We start from the raw sequence: 16,952 nt of genomic DNA on the forward strand, positions 1-16,952 counted from the left end.
TCAAGGCTACACCTTGCCCGGTGCCTCTGCATGGCGCTGGTGCCACTCCAGCACAAAGGCTGTCAGCGACGGGAGCATGGTCAGGGTTACCAGGGTCGCGCCAATAATGCCCGCCATCACAATCACGCCCACTCCACGATAGAGCTCGGTACCGGCGCCGGGCAGGAACACCAGTGGCGCCAGACCAAAAATGGTGGTGAGTGTGGATATGGCGATCGGGCGCAGCCGGGAGTCCACCGCTTCCTGCACCGCTTCAACGGCGTTCATGCCATCTTCCTTCACGTTGGCGATGGCCCGGTGCACGATCAGTATAGGGTTATTGACCACCGTGCCCATCAGGATCAGAAAGCCGAGCATGGAGATCATGTCGAAGGGCTGGTGTACCCCTTCAAAACCCATGCCGCGCAGTATCGCGCCGACGAGATTGAGTAAGGCGAGCCCGGCAATGCCACCGGCAATACCCAGCGGGATTGTGGTCATGATCAGCAGCGGGTATCCCCAGTGGGAAAAGATCGCCACCATCAACAGGTAGATAATGGCGAGTGCCACCGCATAGTTGCTGCCGAGGGAGGCGCGGGTGGCGTCCAGCTGGTCTGCGGCGCCAGAAATATTCAGGGAAACACCCAGCGGAACCTGGCCATTGTCGCGCAGATATTGCACCAGCTCCGAGCGCACGGCTTCCACACCGGTTTCCAGCGCGACCGAGCGCGGCGGAATGATATTCAGGCTGACGGTGCGGCGGCCGTCGATCCTGCGTACGGTGGCGGTGTCGACGGTCTCCTGGATCTCAGCGAGTTCTGATAGTGGCAATACTGTGCCACCAGGGGTGTACACGAAGATCTGTTCCAGTGTTTCTACGGTAGCTTCCGGCCCCTGCCGGTTGTACAGGTAGATATCCACCTTGTCGTCGTCCATGAAAAACTCGTTGACGAAGGCGCCGTCGGTCAGTGCGGCCACGGCAAAGCCGATGTCTTCCGCGCTCATGCCCACTTCTGCGGCACGGGCCCACCTGGGTTTCACTTCCAGCAGTGGCTGCGCCAGTGACAGGCTGGCGGGGCGGGTCTGAATATTGGGATTGTCAAAGATCTGTTGTGCGCGGCTGTAGGCCGTGCGGGCAACCTGATACAGGTCCGCGAGATTGGAACCGGAAATATCCAGGTTCACACTGCGGGTGCCGCCGTCGTTGCTGCTGATGATGGAGCCCCGGGTCGCGAAGGCGCGCATCCCCGGATACTGCTCGTACTGTTCGACGATCACGGCCATCAGTTCATCGATATGTCTCGGGTCTTTGGTCTCCGCAATAATGCGCAGGCTTTGCGGGGACACGCTGATGATAAAGAACTTCATCGGTGGCACTCTGGTGTCACCGCGATCAAATGCCTCCGGTGCCGGGTCCAGATAGGGCAGAAAGAATGCCTGCAGCTCCAGCGCAATTTCTTGCATGGTGGCGAGGTTGTAGCCCGGCGGCGCATTCATGCTGGCAAAGGTTTTTGCCTCCTCGCCCTCGGGGAGGTACTCCGCTGGTGGGGTGAGCAGCAGGACGATGGCGAGGCTCGCAGCGACAGTAACGCCGATGCAATAGAGGCGCCTGGAGGGCGCGGCGAGCAGCCAGTGAATCCGTTCAATTACGCTGCGCCTAAGCCGGCTGTTTTCCAGGTTGTTTGCCGTGGTGCCATCGAATTTCAGCCGCGCACTGGCGGTGGGGATGACGGTAATCGCCACCAGCATGGATACGAGAATGGAAGCGGAAATAGCGATGGCAATGTCGGAATACAGTTGCCCGGCTTCCTCCGCGATAAACACCACCGGCAGAAATACCATGACCGTAGTAAGGGTCGACGCCAGCACCGCCGGCCACACCTTCCGAACCCCGCTGATTGCTGCCTGAAGCCGGTCCAGTCCGCGGCGACGCTCGAGCTCGATGCTTTCCAGTACCACGATACTGTTGTCCAGGGTCATGCCGATGGAAAAGGCCACGCCCGCCAGAGAGATGACATTGATGGTGCGCCCGGCGATCAACAGGCCGATAAATGCGGCAATGGTACAGATGGGAATCCCGACCACGCCCAGCGCCGTGGCGCGGAAAGAGCGCAGGAAAGCGTACATGATGGCGGTGGCGAGTAGCGCGCCGATGGCGAGGTTTTTCCACACATTGAATACGGAAGATTCCACGTATCCCACGTCATCGGCAGTAAGGGACAGGTGCATGCCCTGCGGTTCGAGTAATTCCCGGTTAATCTGCGCGACTTCCCTGAGCATGGCGCGTTTGATATCGATCACGTTGGAACCGCTCTCGCGGCGCACCGACAGGAAGATCACCGACTGACCGTTGACGAAGGAGCTGCTGCGGATCTTGAAGTGGTCCAGTCTGATCTCGGCGACATCCCCGAGGTACACGATACTGTCGCCATCCCGTCGCAGGATCAGTGCGCGCAGCTCCTCCAGATCTTTGAATCTCCCCAGAGTGCGCAACAGATAGCGGCGCTTGCCGCTTTCCACTTCGCCCCCGGAGATATCGCGGTTGCGCGCATTGATTACCGCGCGCACTTCGGAGAGGGTCAGATTGCGCTCTGCCAGCCGCTCCGGCTTCAGGCGGATCTGGATCTGTCGCTCGGCGCCACCGCCCACGTCCACCTGTGCCACGCCGGGAACCCCCGACATACGCGGGCGCACATTGTCCTCCACGTAATCCCGCAACATATCCATGTCCAGTCCGCGCGGGTTGCCGGGCAGGGGGGAGACGCGAAAGTACATAAACGCATTCGACGAAAAGGAGGTGGCGTACACCCGCGGTTCGTCCACATTTTCCGGGTAGGAGGGTACCTGGGTGAGGGCGTTGTTGACGCGTATCTGGGTTTCCAGAATATCCACACCAAAAGGGAATTCGAGCTCAATCTCGGCGGAACCCAGGTCGGCGGTGGACTGCAATTCCTGGAGATAGGGGATGTTGCGCAGGTATTCTTCCTGCTCGATCAGGATTTCCTTTTCGATATCCTGCGGCGTGGCGCCGGGCCAGCTGGTGCGGATGGAGATAGTGCGCACCTCAAGGTCCGGAATCATCTGCACGGGAATACGGAAGGCGGCCACCAACCCGAGTATCGCGATGATCAGTACCGTCACCGTGACCAGAATGCCGTTTTTGATGATCTGCTCGAACATCAGCGGCTGCTCGCCCCAGTGTCGGTTTTCAGTGCCTGTTTGAGCACCACCTTCTGGTCCGGCTGCAGGCTCTCGTTACCGCGCACCACGACCTGTTGCCCTGCCGTGAGGCCGGTTTTGATTTCGATCATGCCGTTAAAGCTGAGTCCGGTGGTTACCGGCTGTTCATTTACCGAAACGGTACTGCCCCAACGGCTACCGGGGGCAGCGACCCACACGGTGATGCGCCCGTCGGGGTAGCGCAGCACCGCATCTCGCGGTACCGCAATCCCCTGGCGATCACCGGTCAGTTGCAGTACCGCGGAGGCGGACATGCCGGGGATCACCGCGGGCGTTTCCCGCGTATCGCCCCGGCGTTTGTCGTTAATGATGGTACGCAGCAGGAAGGTGCGGCCGCCACTCCGGCTCACCGGAATACGGTGCTCCACTCTCGCGGTTAAGGTCTCGCCACTGTCGAGGGTGACGCGCAAACCCGTGTCGGGCTGGACGCGGGAAAAGTAGCGCTGGGGCACCTGGAAGTCTGCACGCAGGGTATCGGTATCCACCAGTTCGAACAGCGCGGTGCCCGGTTCCACCCATTCGCCCACATCCACCTCGCGCAGGCTGACCGTTCCCGAAAAGGGTGCTGCAACCCGGTGTCTGCGGAGCAGGGCGCTCAGACGTTCGGTTTCAACCTGAGCCGCCTGCAATTGCGCGCTGCGCTCGCGCACCTCCGAGCCGAGGCTTTCCACTTCGGTTTCTGCCACATGATTGTCGCCCACCAGGCGCTGCAGCTCCGCCAGACGCCGGCGGCTGTCCGCCAGTGTTTCCCGCACCCGTGACACTTCTGCCAGGGCGGCATCACGCTGGATACTGCTGAGCTCTGGATCGAGCGTGAGCAGTAGCGCCCCTTTTTTTACCCGGTCACCGATATCCGCGTGAATGTCCTGAATCATGCCCGCGACTTCCGCCGACAGCAGGGCCTGGCGCAATGGGTTGATGGTACCAGTGACAGGAACTTCCTCAATCAGCGGCTGCGCGCGTGCGACCACCGCCTCTACAGTAATCGGCGATTCACCGGTTGCCTTGTCGCTGCTGTTCTCTGCCGGTTGTGAATACACCGAAAACAGCGCGAGCAGCAGGATAATTGGCAGAAATCGGGTTAACCGCATGGAAGATCAATCATTAAACGTATCTGGCTAGTGTAGTAATCCTGCTCGGGGGAAATGGCGGTGGGGGCCTCGGTTAAATAAGTAAAAGCAATGAGTCCGATTAGCCGGTTTTATGGGTAGTGCGCTATTTGGGAAAAGTTCCAGTTTTTATTCGACGGTTGGCGCCAGATGGCTGGACTTGTGTGATTGCTTCTATCGTCAGTGCCTATATTCAAAGCCAGCAATATTCAGAATAAACCGGCGAGCAACTCGCAGGAGGCACTGACATGATCAAAAAAGCATTCCCACTCTGTACCGCCATTGCGCTGACAGTGGCCACGTTATCCACCAGCCTGGCCATCCAGGCGCAGGAACATTCCACGCCCGTGGCACCGCCCGCCGGAGAGCCCAAGCCCAACAGTTTCTGGTGGCCGGAAGAGCTGGACCTGTCTGTATTGCGTCGCAACGGTGCCGCTTCCAATCCCATGGGAGAGGAGTTTGATTACGCCAAGGCGTTTAACAGTCTTGACTACAACGCCCTGAAAAAAGATATCGAAAAAGTCCTTACCACTTCGCAGGACTGGTGGCCGGCGGATTATGGTCACTATGGTCCATTGATGATTCGGATGTCGTGGCACGCATCGGGTACCTATCGGGTTGTCGATGGCCGTGGGGGTGCTGGCGGCGCTCAGCAGCGCTTCGAGCCACTCAACAGCTGGCCGGACAATGTCAGCCTGGACAAGGCCCGTCGCCTGTTGCTGCCGATCAAACAGAAGTATGGCAATAAGATCAGCTGGGCGGACCTGATGGCATTGACCGGCAATGTGGCGATGGAGTCCATGGGCTTTGAAACCTATGGCTTTGCCGGCGGCCGTGAAGACGACTGGGAAGCGGACCTCGTCTATTGGGGCCCGGAAACCAAGTGGTTGGATGACAAGCGCTACAAGGGGGATCGGCAACTGGAGAAACCGCTCGCCGCGGTGCAGATGGGCCTGATTTATGTCAACCCGGAAGGCCCCAATGGCAACCCCGACCCAATTGCTGCGGCCAAGGATATCCGTGAGACCTTCGGTCGTATGGCCATGAACGATGAGGAAACCGTGGCATTGATTGCCGGTGGCCACACCTTCGGCAAGGCCCACGGTGCGGTCAAGCATGACTGTGTGGGTAAGGAGCCCGCTGCAGCGGGTATCGAAGAACAGGGTTTTGGCTGGAAAAACAAATGCGGCACCGGCAACGGGGCGGACACCTTTACCAGTGGACTCGAGGGCGCCTGGTCGGTGAATCCCATTCAGTGGAGCAACCAGTATCTGGAAAACCTGTTCAAGTTCGACTGGGTGAAAACCAAGAGCCCTGCCGGCGCCACTCAGTGGATTCCCAAAGACGGGCAGGCCGCCAACCTTGTACCCGACGCCCATGACAAGTCCAAGCGCCATGCACCGATCATGTTTACCACGGATCTTTCCCTGAAGATGGATCCGGAATACCGGAAGATCTCCCAGCGTTTCCTGGAGAACCCGGATGAACTGCAGAAGGCGTTTGCCAAGGCCTGGTTCAAACTGCTGCACCGGGATCTGGGGCCCAAATCCCGCTATCTTGGGCCGGAAGTTCCAAAGGAAGACTTGATCTGGCAGGACCCCATTCCGGCAGTGGATTACACCCTGATCAGCGAGAGCGATGCTGCCAATCTAAAGAAAAAGATCCTGGCCTCGGGGCTGACGGTGCCGGAACTGGTACGTACCGCCTGGGCGTCTGCCGCCTCTTACCGGGACTCCGATGCGCGGGGAGGAGCAAACGGTGGTCGTATCCGGCTGGCGCCACAGAAAGACTGGCCAGTAAATACACCGGCAGAGCTCACCAAGGTGCTGGCCAAACTGGAAGGTATCCAGAAGGATTTCAACAACTCCCTCGGGGGCGGCAAGCAGATCTCTTTTGCCGATACCGTGGTGCTCGCGGGTAATACCGGTGTGGAGGAAGCCGCTAAGAAAGCCGGGTACAGCGTTCAAGTTCCGTTCAAGCCCGGTCGCAATGACGCCACGGCGGAGCAGACGGACGTAGAGTCCTTCAGCTGGTTGGAGCCCAGAGCCGATGCGTTCCGCAACTACTATGGCAAGGGTAATATCCTGTCACCGGCGGAAGCGATGGTAGACAAGGCCAGCATGCTCGACCTGAGCGTTCCGGAGATGGCCGTGCTGATCGGTGGAATGCGGACCATGAACACCAACAGTGATAAATCGGCAAACGGCGTGCTTACGGACAAGCCCGGCACGCTAAGCAATGATTTCTTTGTCAATCTCGTGGATATGTCCACGGTGTGGAGTAAATCCGGTGACAATCTGTACGAGGGTAAAGATCGCAAAACCGGGAAGGTGAAATGGTCTGCAACGCCAGTGGACCTGATCTTTGGCTCCAACTCCGAGTTGCGTGCGGTGGCCGAGTTTTATTCCGCCGACGATGCGAAGCAGAAGTTTGTGAATGACTTCGCCAACGCCTGGCACAAGGTGATGAATCTCGGCCGCTAGTGCACGGATGCATTCGCCACCGAATGGGTGCCCTTGGGGGGCGCCCATTTTTATTTGTGGTGCATTAATCGCAATGGGGGTGATCCACTAGACTGAAACTGCGTAACATACGGAAAAACCTCCAGACAAATTCCCGCGGAAATAACTCTCATGTCAGCACCTGGTCGATCACTGCCCGCGATTACCGCATTTTTTTGCGCCCTGTTGAGTCCGGGGCTGCTTCTGGCAGCGGCACTAGAGGTGCGGGTGATCAATGCACCTGCAGAGGGAAGCCTGATATTTCAGGTGTATGACAACCCGGACGCCTTTGGGGATTTCCGCAGTCCATCCCGGGAAATTCCATTGTCGGTCAATCGCGATGGTATATACCGTATTGAAGGTGTGCGCCCCGGTGCAGTAGCCCTGCTTGTCTACGCGGATTCCAACAACAATGGCGCCCTGGATCGCACGTTTATCGGAATTCCAAAGGAGCCGATCGGCCTTTCAAACGGCTACCGGCCGAAGGGGCCTCCCAGCTTTCAGCGAGCGAGCTTTTCACTGGCAGAAGGCGAAACCAAACCGGTCAAGATTGAATTGTATGAAGTGCTGGGCGAATTTGGCCAGTGGGGTGTTGGGCTCGGTGTCATCGGACGCAGCAGCCCCTATGTCGGCTCGGATGCCACCGTCATTCAGGTAATACCGGCCATTACCTATTTTGGTGAGCGTCTGCAGTGGGTTGGTCCGAGCCTGCGCTACGGTTTGTGGGGCAGTGATACTTTTCGCTTTGCGGTGAATGCCACCTACCGGGTCGGTGCCTATGAAGAGGACGACAGCCCCGTATTGTCGGGGCTGGGTGACCGGGACAACACTCTGATGGCGGGTGTCGGGCTGGTGTACGACGGCCCTAACCGGTTCGATGTGGATTTTCGCTATCAGCACGATGTACTCGATCGATTTGGCGGCGGCACCGCCGAGCTGCGCGTATCGAGAGGGTTTCAAAATGGCAACATCAACTGGGCGCCGTCGCTCGGTGTTAACTGGCTGAGCAGTGATCTCGCCAACTACGATTTTGGCGTGCCGACCTGGGGCGCGCTGCCTGGGCGCCCAGCGTACGACGTGGGCAGCACCGTGACGGTGGAGGCGGGCATTGGTGGGATGCTGGAAATCACCGAGCACTGGCGTCTGGTGCTGGACATCAATGCCGAGTATCTGGGGAACGATATCTCGGACAGCCCGATTGTGGGCGATGACTATGTCATCAAAGGATTTGCCGCGATCACTTATACCTTCTGACAACCTTTTTCCTTGCAGAGGTACTGCATTGCAGGTCGCGCTAGAACAGCCCCATTTGGGGCTGTTTTGGGTTAAAGCGCATGACAGGAGCCTGCGGCAGCCGGGCGTGGAGCAGTTCGGTCCATAAGGTGACCAGGTTCAGGGCATCTCCGTTATCCGGCATATGGATGAAAACGTATGGTCGGACTCCCTGTTCGATCCAGTTCGCCACTCGCTCGACCCAGGGGGCCAGATATTCTCGATTGCTCTCCAGATCCGGGTGCCCGATATAGCGAATCACCGGCGGTGCATCAACCGGTAGCAGGTGCACTGGCACATTCGGTTTCTTGCGCTGCGCATCCACTATTGACGGGCTCTCCGCTTTTGCCGCAAACAGGCCGCGGCTGTCCAGGCACACACGTGCGCACTTGTGCTCGCGCAACCCCCGGTTCAGGGCGCGCTCTGCATCACCTTTTTGGAAGAATGCGGAGTGTCGGACTTCGACTGTGCAGGAAAATGGATCCGGGAGATCATCCATAAACCGCCAGAGATTGCTCAGCTGCTGTGGGCCGAATGTCGGCGGCAACTGCAGCAGAAACGGGCCCAGAACGTCCTTCAGCGGAGAGACGATCTCCAGAAATTCGGTCACCAATTTTTGGGGTGGGGCGAGTAGGTGATCGTGGCTGACACTGCGGGGAAACTTGAGCAGAAAGCGAAAATCATCGGGAACCTGGCTCCGCCACTGAGCGCATTGTGCCTGACTCGGGGTGGCGTAGAACGTGGTGTTGCCCTCGACACAATTCAGCACCTGACTGTAGCGTTCGAGCGGCGCCGCGCCCGCCGGCAGCCGCCGGTTCCAGACCGGATGCTGCCATTGGGGGCAGCCGAGAAAATAGGGGAGATTCATGATTTCGCAGTGATATATATTCCCGCGCAAATGTAACCAGACGGATCCGCAAGTCAAGTCTGCACTTTTACTTTTAAATCATTAGAATGCGCGACCTTTTCACGGGTCATATTTTCGTGAGCAGGCGACTCATATTGACCCGCACGTCTGAGCTTGAAGAGGTTGACTGATTTTCTATGATCGTATTTACCCTGACCAATGAAGATACGGATCAAGTATGGGTGGGCACCGGACGGGAAGGTATGACCCCGGAAGCCCGTTTTCAGCAGATCCAGTCCGCAGTTTCATTGGGCATCGATCATCCCTTCTTTGATGAGCTGAAGAAATTCGGCGCGTCCACCTTTACCCCCAGCCTGTTTGCTGTAGCGGAAGACCGCATGGAGCTTCAGGAGATGGTGGAGGAAGCTCTGGATTCCCTGAATGCCAAAAGCCTGGTCGGCATCAAAACCGTAAAGCCTGGCACCACCAAGTCTGCACTGGCTCCCAAGCCCAAGACCAAATCAACAGCGTCCCGAGCGAGCCGTGTAAAACCGTCAACCAGCGTATCCACCAAACCGAAAACCAGCAAGCCGGTAAAAGAAAAGCTGGCCACTGGCCGCACCGGTAGCGCTGCGAAAGAGCGGGCGATTAAAGCGGGCATCGAAGCGGAAAAGGCACGTATCGCCGCTGCCAAAGCGAAGAAAGTACAGGATGAAGCGGATGAGATGAAGCGTATTCTCGCAGGGCTGGATGCGCGGGGATCGACGCTTTCTCGCCGCTAAGGCATCGCGCAGGCGTCCAGAAATCCTATCGCTGCGCGCTGGGGTTGCTATCGCAGTAGCTCCTGGCTCTCGGTATAAAACCCTGAGTGATCCAGTGCTTTGCGAATCTCGGCTACCGTAGCATTACTGAGCTGGCGGTAGTCGGGGTAGGGCGTCAGAAGAATGCGTTTCTCTACGTCGAGCGCAACTTCTGGGGCCCCTCTCAAAGGCTGCGCATTCAGCCCTTCAATAGTGAAACGCTGCAGATTCTCCTTACCTCCTATCCAGTGCCACACCGGAAAATCCCTTAAATACGGTGTAAAGAGGTGCGGCGAAAAGCACAGCGCCGTGCGCTCAAATAATTCATCGTCCCTGAAGCTGCGCCACTCTTCCTGCGGACTGGCAATTTTTGCCAGTAAGGTCACGATTTTCCGCCAGTGGTTGGAGTTGTTTTCCATTAGCCGACCGGCATCCGGCGCCGCGACCAATTCATCCAGGCCCTCCGGGCGGTGGGGAAGATAGAGGATGAGCGCTGGCTGTATCGGCCCGAGATAGTCTGCTTCTTTCACAGTAACGTGCAGTTAGCCCTGGATTCCCGATGGAATGCCGCGATAAGGGAATAGCGCAAGAAGGGTGCGCAGGTGGTCAGATAATCCTTGATCCAAAACTGGATGTCTTCGGCATCCAATGATTGATCAATTGTTACGAACTTGCATTGCACGACATCTCGCGAGTCTCGCACTTTGTCGTCGTCGGTCACGACAATAGTCAGAGTCGATGAGTCGTGGTCCCACCCAAAAAGCAGATATCGGGAATCATCCTGGATGTTGTTGTCCAGGAGTTCGCAGGCTTTTTCAATACTCGCGTCGATTGCGAGCTGCACGTCTTGCGTCGATTCGCCATCAACGGTCGAACGATAAATGGTGTGTTCACGATCACTTTGCCTCGGGGCTTCAGTGAGCGTCCCATCTTTGTTTATTTCCCAGCTTAACTTCATAACCATTCCTATTCGGTCTCATTCCGATTCGATGGAATCTGCAGTTGGCAAAAAAAAGCCCCGCTCGTCAGAGCAGGGCTTTCTGAACCTCAGTCTGTCACTTAAACAGCAACATCCTGAATCTCAGTAGCGGCGATGCGCTTACCTTCTTCGGCAGACTTCTGGAAGTCTTCAATCTGATCGAAGTTCAGGTAGCGGTAGATTTCCGCAGACATGGAGTTCAGGTTCTGGGCGTATTCCTGGTATTCCGCCGGGGTCGGCAGTTTGCCCAGGATGGCGCCTACAGAGGCCAGTTCCGCGGAGGTCAGGTACACGTTGGCACCGTCGCCGAGGCGGTTGGGGAAGTTACGGGTAGAGGTGGACAGCACGGTGCTGTTCGGGGCTACACGTGCCTGGTTACCCATGCACAGGGAGCATCCCGGCATCTCGGTGCGTGCACCGGCGGAGCCGTAGATGTTGTAGTAGCCTTCTTCCATCAGCTGGTGCTCGTCCATCTTGGTAGGCGGAGAGATCCACATGCGGGTGGAGATACCACCTTTATGTTGCTGCAGCAGTTTACCGGCAGCGCGGAAGTGACCGATATTGGTCATGCAGGAGCCAATGAAAACTTCGTCTACTTTGTCGCCGGCCACGTCGGACAGCAGCTTGGCATCGTCCGGGTCGTTCGGGCAGCACACGATGGGTTCTTTCACTTCCGCCAGATCGATTTCGATCACTGCGGTGTATTCCGCATCGGCGTCGGCGCTCATCAGCTCTGGTTTTTCCAGCCAGGCTTCCATGGCGCGTGCACGACGCTCCAGGGTGCGGGTGTCGCCGTAGCCTTCCGCGATCATCCAGCGCAGCAGGGTGATGTTGGAACGCAGGTACTCGGCGATGGAGTCTTCCGGCAGCTTGATGGTACAGCCAGCAGCGGAGCGCTCGGCGGAGGCGTCGGACAGTTCGAACGCCTGCTCTACAGTCAGGTTATCCAGGCCTTCGATTTCGAGGATTCGGCCGGAGAAGATGTTCTTCTTGCCTTTCTTCTCGACGGTCAGCAGACCTTGCTGGATCGCGTAGTAAGGGATCGCATGTACCAGGTCACGCAGAGTGATGCCCGGCTGCATTTCGCCTTTGAAGCGCACCAGTACGGATTCCGGCATATCCAGCGGCATTACGCCGGTGGCAGCGGCAAACGCAACCAGACCGGAACCGGCCGGGAAGGAGATGCCCATGGGGAAACGGGTGTGGGAGTCGCCACCGGTACCGACGGTGTCCGGCAGCAGCATGCGGTTCAGCCAGCTGTGGATGATGCCGTCGCCCGGGCGCAGGGAAACGCCGCCGCGGTTCATGATGAAGTCCGGCAGGGTGTGCTGGGTGTCGATATCAACGGGCTTGGGGTAAGCCGCGGTGTGACAGAAAGACTGCATGGTGAGGTCGGCCTGGAAGCCGAGGCACGCCAGGTCTTTCAGTTCGTCACGGGTCATCGGACCAGTGGTGTCCTGGGAGCCAACGGTGGTCATCTTCGGCTCGCAGTAGGTGCCCGGACGGACGCCTTCCATACCGCAGGCTTTACCCACCATTTTCTGTGCCAGGGTGTAACCCTTGCCGGTGTCGTTCGGCTGCTCCGGCAGGCGGAACAGATCGGAAGCGCCGAGGCCCAGGGATTCGCGGGCTTTGGTGGTCAGACCGCGGCCAACGATCAGGTTGATACGGCCACCGGCCTGTACTTCGTCCAGCAGTACGTCGGACTTCAGTTCGAACTCGGACAGTACCTTGCCGTCTTCGGCCAGGATTTTGCCTTCGTACGGGCGGATCTCGATCACGTCGCCCATGTTCAGGTCGTCAACCGGTGCTTCGAAAACCAGTGCGCCGGCGTCTTCCATGGTGTTGTAGAAGATCGGGGCTACTTTGCCGCCGATGCAGATGCCGCCGCCTTTCTTGTTCGGTACGCCCGGCAGGTCGTCGCCGAAGAACCACAGTACGGAGTTGGTGGCAGACTTACGGGAAGAACCGGTACCGACTACGTCACCTACGAAGGCAACGGGAATGCCTTTGTTCTGAATTTCTTCGATCTGGCTCATCGGGCCGGTAACGCCGTGCTCTTCCGGGGTGAGGCCGTCGCGGGTCATTTTGTACATGGCGCGCGCGTGCAGGGGGATGTCCGGGCGGGACCAGGCGTCCGGGGCCGGGGACAGGTCGTCGGTGTTGGTTTCACCGGTCACCTTGAAGACCGCAACCTTGATGCTCTCGGCGACTTTGTCGCGCTTGGTGAACCATTCGCCGTCGGCCCAGGACTGGATGACGGCCTTGGCTACTTCGTTGCCGGCTTTCGCTTTCTCTTCCACGTCGTGGAAGGCGTCAAACATCAGCAGGGTGCCTTTCAGCTGCTCGCCGGCCAATTCGGCCAGGTCTTTGTCGTCCAGCAGATCAACCAGAGTGGCGATGTTGTAGCCGCCCAGCATCATGCCCAGCAGTTTGGTGGCGTGTTCTTTGTCGATCAGCGGGGATTCCGCTTCGCCCTTCACGATGGCGGTGAGGAAACCGGCTTTAACGTAGGCGGCCTCGTCCACACCCGGCGGTACGCGGTTGGTGATCAGGTCCAGCAGCTCCTGCTCTTCACCCGCCGGCGGGTTTTTCAGCAGTTCCACCAGGCCGGCAACCTGCTCGGCGTTCAGGGGCTTGGGTGGGATATTCTGTTCGGCGCGCTCGGCGACGTGTTTGCGATAGGCTTCAAGCACGGATAATTCCCTCTTTGGTGTATGGGGTGGAACCAACAGCTTTCCCGGAATTCGGGTGCGAAAAATCGTCAACCGGACTCCGTTTTACATCGATGGCCGCTGGAAGCGGGTGGCGAATTCTACATTACTCGGTTCGTGCTGTTAAGTTCGTTGAAAAATCAATAACTTACGCGAATTATCGCCATTCATGAAATCAATAAAGGTGCCATAAAGTGCACCGATTAAAGTGAGAATCAATCGCATTCTGGCGTGAGTGGACTCGCCTTTATCCATGGGATGAATGGACGAAATCGCTCATCGAAAATGCTATTCTGTGCCGCCTCGTTTCACACAAGCTTTCTTTCATTCGGACTTATCGACGTCGCACGAATTGAGTGGTTTCTCAATAGAGGTTGGCGCGGCGGGCAGACGATTTTGTAAGAAGAGGTATTTTCGCTGCATGGCGATTTATAAAAAAGTACGTACGCCCTGTATTGGCGTCTGCTCCACCGGCATTGGCGATAATGTCTGCCGTGGTTGCAAACGCTTCGCTCACGAAGTGATCGATTGGAACGCTTATTCCGAAGAGCAGCGCCGCATCATAGCGGAGCGCCGTGACGGTTATCTTGCAAATGCTGTGCGCAGCCAGCTGGAAATAGTCGACCAGAACCTGCTGTTATCGCAGTTGCGCCACCAGCAGATCCGCTTTAACGAAGATCAAAACCCATATTGCTGGGTGTTTGAACTGTTGCGCGCGGGTGCGAGTCAAATCAAACACCCGGGGGAGTATGGACTCCGGGTCACTGCCGTTGCCCGGGGTGTGCCGCTCACCGAACTGCGCCGACGGATCGATGAGGATTTCTTCGCACTCTCGCAGGCCTATTATTTGCGGTTTGTAGCCCCCGGAATGGCCGCGGCCGCTGACTGATTCCCCGCCCAGTGCTTCTGTATCTATAGCCGGGCAAGTCTTATGCAATCCCCTGTGTTCAAGGAGAACTGATTGGTGGGCGCGACAGGCCATTCTGGCAAGCATCTTCTGATATTGATTAACCCTGCCAGTCGCAGTGGTGGGGAGTGTTCCGAGCAGCTCGACACCGGCGTTTCCCGTTTGCGGGACTGTGGCTGGAAAGTGGAGCTGAAAGAATCCGGCGGCCCGGCCGATGCAAAGGCGTCCATACTCGAATCCAGCGCGGATATTGTCGCAGTGGGTGGCGGTGACGGTACCGTCAGTGGCTGCGCGAGAGCGTTGCTGGAGCGTGGGCGTCCCTTTGCGGTGTTGCCCATGGGAACGGCAAACGATCTGGCGCGCTCGCTGGGTATTGAGTCGCTGGAGCAGGCGTTTACCGCCATTCTCGACGGGCATACGGCGCCGATCGATCTCGGGCAGGTTGGTGACGATTACTTTTTCAATGTCGCGAATCTGGGGTTGGGGGTTCAGGTCACCGAGGCGCTGACGCCAGAGGTGAAGCGGCGCTGGGGTGTGCTGAGCTATCTGAAGGCGGTCAGTGAAGCCCTGACCCGAAATCATCAGTTCAAGGTTCGTCTGGAAATCGACGGGCGTGCGTTCCGGTTTCGCTCAATGCAGTTGGCCGTGGGCAATGGCCGATTTTATGGCGGCGGCAACGTGGTGCACGAGCAGGCTACGATAAGTGATGCGGAGCTCCATCTGTACAGTCTGAAGCCTCAAAGCCTGGTGGAGCTTTGCTCGCTGGCACCGTTTCTGCGCCTGGGGCAGCACCGCGTGTCGAGGCGCGTCTTTGCCGAGTCTGGCAAAGAGGTAAGAATTGAAACTGTACCCCCCGGGATGGAAGTGCACGCCGATGGCGAGCCTGTAGCGAAAACCCCGGTGACGATCCGCGTAGTTGAGCGGGCACTTGAGGTGGTGGTGCCCCCGGGTTCGTTCGTGTGATTGGTCAAGCGTGAAAGAATTGAACGGAAAGAGGGAGTCGGTGAATGAGTTTGTTGCGAAACGATGTTCAGGTCGCCTTGCAGTGGCTACATGGCTGGGCACTGGAAACCCTGGCACATTTCCGTTTTGTGGTGGAGCATGACGTCGGGCAGGAATCGGCAACACTGTGCAACCAGCTCGCCGCAGAGCGCGAGCAATTGTCCCGAAAATTGGCCGATGCCATTCGAGAAACCGACGACCTGCCCTCAGAGCCAGATCCGGATCGCGAGGCTGTGGTGCAATTGCAGGAGCAGCTCGCCAGCGTATTTGCCGAGCAGGGTGGCGATGCCATGCTGGATCATTGCCGAGCCCGGGAGCAAGGGTGGCTTGAGCAGGTGACGCAGGAGGCGGGCGTGCTCGTCGAGTCTCAATATGCGTCGCTTCTGGCGGATTGCAAATCCAGTGCGGAGCGGGCGATCAAGCGTTTGGGGGCGTGATCAGATGCACCCGCAGCGCCGCCAAAAACGGTGTCTTTTCTACTTTCAAATCCCGTCGCGTTCGTCGCTGGCTCACGGGTGGATTGTGATCCACGCGGGTAAATTCCGGTAGCGTGTGGTCTTCACCACCGTAAACCAGCACAGGCATGGCGGAATAGCCCACTTGCCGATACTCCTCACGCTCTTCTTTTTCGCTGTTGTGGAAAATTTCTGCCACCTGCAGGTTCGGCCTGCTTTGGGTCTGAATCTGGCGCAGGCTTTCGTGCTGCTTGCGGTGCAGTCCCGCCAATAGTTGCCGTTGGTACTGAATGCCAGGGTCCTGTCCCTGCGGGTCCAGCTGCACCAGCTTCTTTTCACACCAGTCGACACTTACTTTTTTGATGGACTTGCGCGCCTTGATCCAGCTCAGGGCGAGGGCATCCGGACGCCTTGGGCAAAGCAGAATCTGGCGGTAGCACTGACGCAGGTGCGCGCGGGGGAAGCCTGCATCGTCAAGCATGTCCCGCAATAGTCGGTCGCGCTCCAGGGCGGGGCGTGGGGCGAGGGCTTGTTTGATATTTGTCGTGAGCTGCTGAAATGTTGCCTTGGCCTGGTTCAACTCCTGAGCTGTCGCAATAACCGCGGCAGGGGCGGCCAACAATCCGGGAATCTGTAAGGTATTGCGGGCGTCTCCCGGTTGGTGCTGTTCGCCGTAGTCCAGATTGGCAAATAGGGCCGCGCTCAGGGTGAAGGGTTGGTCGAAGTCTACTCCCAGTCGATCGGCAGAATCAGTGGCGAAAGCGGGGCGCAGTAAAAAGTGCTGCCACGGTGGCTGCAGCGTATCGAGGGCTGACAATTGCTCGGCCAGGCGTTCCGCCAGCCTGTGCATTTCCTCAAGTGCTGTGGGCAGTTGCGGGCGTAGCTCGCCTAGTGTTTCGCTGTCGGCGTTACTCGGATTGTGTGATGCCATTGGCGGTGCCTGGTTACTCGACTTGTGGGTCTCTGCGTGCGATCTAGGTGGCTGCGCAATCAGGAGTCTTACCTGAAATGAGTGAGCACCAGAGAAAATAATAATCCACTTAATAAGTCGTTATCAAATGAAGTTTGTCATTCCGCGCCCCAATCTCGCACTTCGTAGCGCCGGTCAACAAAAGCGGGGGAGGGGCGTTATAATGCGCCGCGCCGG

General features: G+C 58.0%; 13 protein-coding genes. 6 read left to right on the forward strand and 7 right to left on the reverse strand.

The features are described 5' to 3' along the window. Nucleotides 1–6 precede the first annotated feature (6 nt). Both ACYX4K_RS04710 and ACYX4K_RS04715 read right to left on the reverse strand, forming a co-directional pair. The gene (locus ACYX4K_RS04710) at nucleotides 7–3,159 is read right to left on the reverse strand and encodes an efflux RND transporter permease subunit (RefSeq protein ID WP_475093267.1); all 3,153 of its coding nucleotides are present in this window, start codon (nucleotides 3,157–3,159) and stop codon (nucleotides 7–9) included. Beyond that, complete coding sequence (locus ACYX4K_RS04715) at nucleotides 3,159–4,310, reverse strand: efflux RND transporter periplasmic adaptor subunit (RefSeq protein ID WP_475093266.1); 1,152 nt, start codon at nucleotides 4,308–4,310, stop codon at nucleotides 3,159–3,161. Before ACYX4K_RS04715 ends, ACYX4K_RS04710 begins: the two co-directional genes overlap by 1 nt. 266 nt (nucleotides 4,311–4,576) lie before the next feature. Between ACYX4K_RS04715 and katG the strand changes: the two genes are divergently transcribed. Next, nucleotides 4,577–6,811 (forward strand): catalase/peroxidase HPI, encoded by a 2,235-nt coding sequence (gene katG / locus ACYX4K_RS04720; RefSeq protein ID WP_475093265.1) that lies wholly within the window; start codon nucleotides 4,577–4,579, stop codon nucleotides 6,809–6,811. 150 nt (nucleotides 6,812–6,961) lie between these two features. Further along, the gene (locus ACYX4K_RS04725) at nucleotides 6,962–8,083 is read left to right on the forward strand and encodes a MipA/OmpV family protein (RefSeq protein ID WP_475093264.1); all 1,122 of its coding nucleotides are present in this window, start codon (nucleotides 6,962–6,964) and stop codon (nucleotides 8,081–8,083) included. A gap of 40 nt (nucleotides 8,084–8,123) precedes the next feature. On the opposite strand, the gene ACYX4K_RS04730 is transcribed toward ACYX4K_RS04725, so the two are convergent. Beyond that, nucleotides 8,124–8,969 carry a DUF72 domain-containing protein gene (locus tag ACYX4K_RS04730; RefSeq protein WP_475093263.1) on the reverse strand — a complete coding sequence of 282 codons (846 nt, stop codon included), beginning with the start codon at nucleotides 8,967–8,969 and terminating at the stop codon, nucleotides 8,124–8,126. Between the two features lie 176 nt (nucleotides 8,970–9,145). Here ACYX4K_RS04730 and ACYX4K_RS04735 point away from each other — a divergent pair, with 176 nt between their 5' ends. Further along, complete coding sequence (locus ACYX4K_RS04735) at nucleotides 9,146–9,730, forward strand: GIY-YIG nuclease family protein (RefSeq protein ID WP_475093262.1); 585 nt, start codon at nucleotides 9,146–9,148, stop codon at nucleotides 9,728–9,730. A 47-nt stretch (nucleotides 9,731–9,777) separates the two neighbouring features. Here ACYX4K_RS04735 and ACYX4K_RS04740 read toward each other — a convergent pair whose 3' ends face one another. The 3 genes from ACYX4K_RS04740 to acnB form a co-directional block, all read right to left on the reverse strand. Then, a complete protein-coding gene (locus ACYX4K_RS04740) occupies nucleotides 9,778–10,278 on the reverse strand; it encodes a DUF6942 family protein (protein ID WP_475093261.1) in 501 nt (166 codons plus the stop codon). Continuing rightward, complete coding sequence (locus tag ACYX4K_RS04745; protein ID WP_475093260.1) at nucleotides 10,275–10,706, reverse strand: hypothetical protein; 432 nt, start codon at nucleotides 10,704–10,706, stop codon at nucleotides 10,275–10,277. Before ACYX4K_RS04745 ends, ACYX4K_RS04740 begins: the two co-directional genes overlap by 4 nt. Before the next feature lie 101 nt (nucleotides 10,707–10,807). Beyond that, the gene (acnB, locus tag ACYX4K_RS04750; protein ID WP_475093259.1) at nucleotides 10,808–13,423 is read right to left on the reverse strand and encodes a bifunctional aconitate hydratase 2/2-methylisocitrate dehydratase; all 2,616 of its coding nucleotides are present in this window, start codon (nucleotides 13,421–13,423) and stop codon (nucleotides 10,808–10,810) included. 280 nt (nucleotides 13,424–13,703) lie between these two features. Between acnB and ACYX4K_RS04755 the strand changes: the two genes are divergently transcribed. The 3 genes from ACYX4K_RS04755 (at nucleotide 13,704) to ACYX4K_RS04765 (ending at nucleotide 15,787) form a co-directional block, all read left to right on the forward strand. Then, nucleotides 13,704–14,330 (forward strand): DUF1289 domain-containing protein, encoded by a 627-nt coding sequence (locus ACYX4K_RS04755; RefSeq protein WP_475093258.1) that lies wholly within the window; start codon nucleotides 13,704–13,706, stop codon nucleotides 14,328–14,330. 75 nt (nucleotides 14,331–14,405) lie between these two features. After that, on the forward strand, nucleotides 14,406–15,311 hold the full coding sequence (locus ACYX4K_RS04760; protein ID WP_475093953.1) for a lipid kinase: 906 nt from the start codon (nucleotides 14,406–14,408) through the stop codon (nucleotides 15,309–15,311). Between the two features lie 44 nt (nucleotides 15,312–15,355). Beyond that, nucleotides 15,356–15,787 (forward strand): hypothetical protein, encoded by a 432-nt coding sequence (locus ACYX4K_RS04765; protein WP_475093257.1) that lies wholly within the window; start codon nucleotides 15,356–15,358, stop codon nucleotides 15,785–15,787. On the opposite strand, the gene ACYX4K_RS04770 is transcribed toward ACYX4K_RS04765, so the two are convergent. Further along, on the reverse strand, nucleotides 15,768–16,736 hold the full coding sequence (locus ACYX4K_RS04770; RefSeq protein ID WP_475093256.1) for a hypothetical protein: 969 nt from the start codon (nucleotides 16,734–16,736) through the stop codon (nucleotides 15,768–15,770). The two genes, ACYX4K_RS04765 and ACYX4K_RS04770, sit on opposite strands and share 20 nt — an antisense overlap. Nucleotides 16,737–16,952 lie beyond the last annotated feature (216 nt).

This window comes from Microbulbifer sp. ABF4_107 (genome assembly GCF_056312215.1).

What these genes read in the sequence shown, in the direction of transcription:
- ACYX4K_RS04710 (WP_475093267.1), bottom strand. Translation starts at nt 3,159, where the DNA reads ATGTTCGAGCAGATCATCAAAAACGGCATTCTGGTCACGGTGACGGTA.
- ACYX4K_RS04765 (WP_475093257.1), top strand. Translation starts at nt 15,356, where the DNA reads ATGAGTTTGTTGCGAAACGATGTTCAGGTCGCCTTGCAGTGGCTACAT.
- ACYX4K_RS04735 (WP_475093262.1), top strand. Translation starts at nt 9,146, where the DNA reads ATGATCGTATTTACCCTGACCAATGAAGATACGGATCAAGTATGGGTG.
- ACYX4K_RS04715 (WP_475093266.1), bottom strand. Translation starts at nt 4,310, where the DNA reads ATGCGGTTAACCCGATTTCTGCCAATTATCCTGCTGCTCGCGCTGTTT.
- ACYX4K_RS04770 (WP_475093256.1), bottom strand. Translation starts at nt 16,736, where the DNA reads ATGGCATCACACAATCCGAGTAACGCCGACAGCGAAACACTAGGCGAG.
- ACYX4K_RS04755 (WP_475093258.1), top strand. Translation starts at nt 13,704, where the DNA reads ATGGACGAAATCGCTCATCGAAAATGCTATTCTGTGCCGCCTCGTTTC.
- ACYX4K_RS04730 (WP_475093263.1), bottom strand. Translation starts at nt 8,969, where the DNA reads ATGAATCTCCCCTATTTTCTCGGCTGCCCCCAATGGCAGCATCCGGTC.
- ACYX4K_RS04725 (WP_475093264.1), top strand. Translation starts at nt 6,962, where the DNA reads ATGTCAGCACCTGGTCGATCACTGCCCGCGATTACCGCATTTTTTTGC.
- ACYX4K_RS04745 (WP_475093260.1), bottom strand. Translation starts at nt 10,706, where the DNA reads ATGAAGTTAAGCTGGGAAATAAACAAAGATGGGACGCTCACTGAAGCC.
- katG (WP_475093265.1), top strand. Translation starts at nt 4,577, where the DNA reads ATGATCAAAAAAGCATTCCCACTCTGTACCGCCATTGCGCTGACAGTG.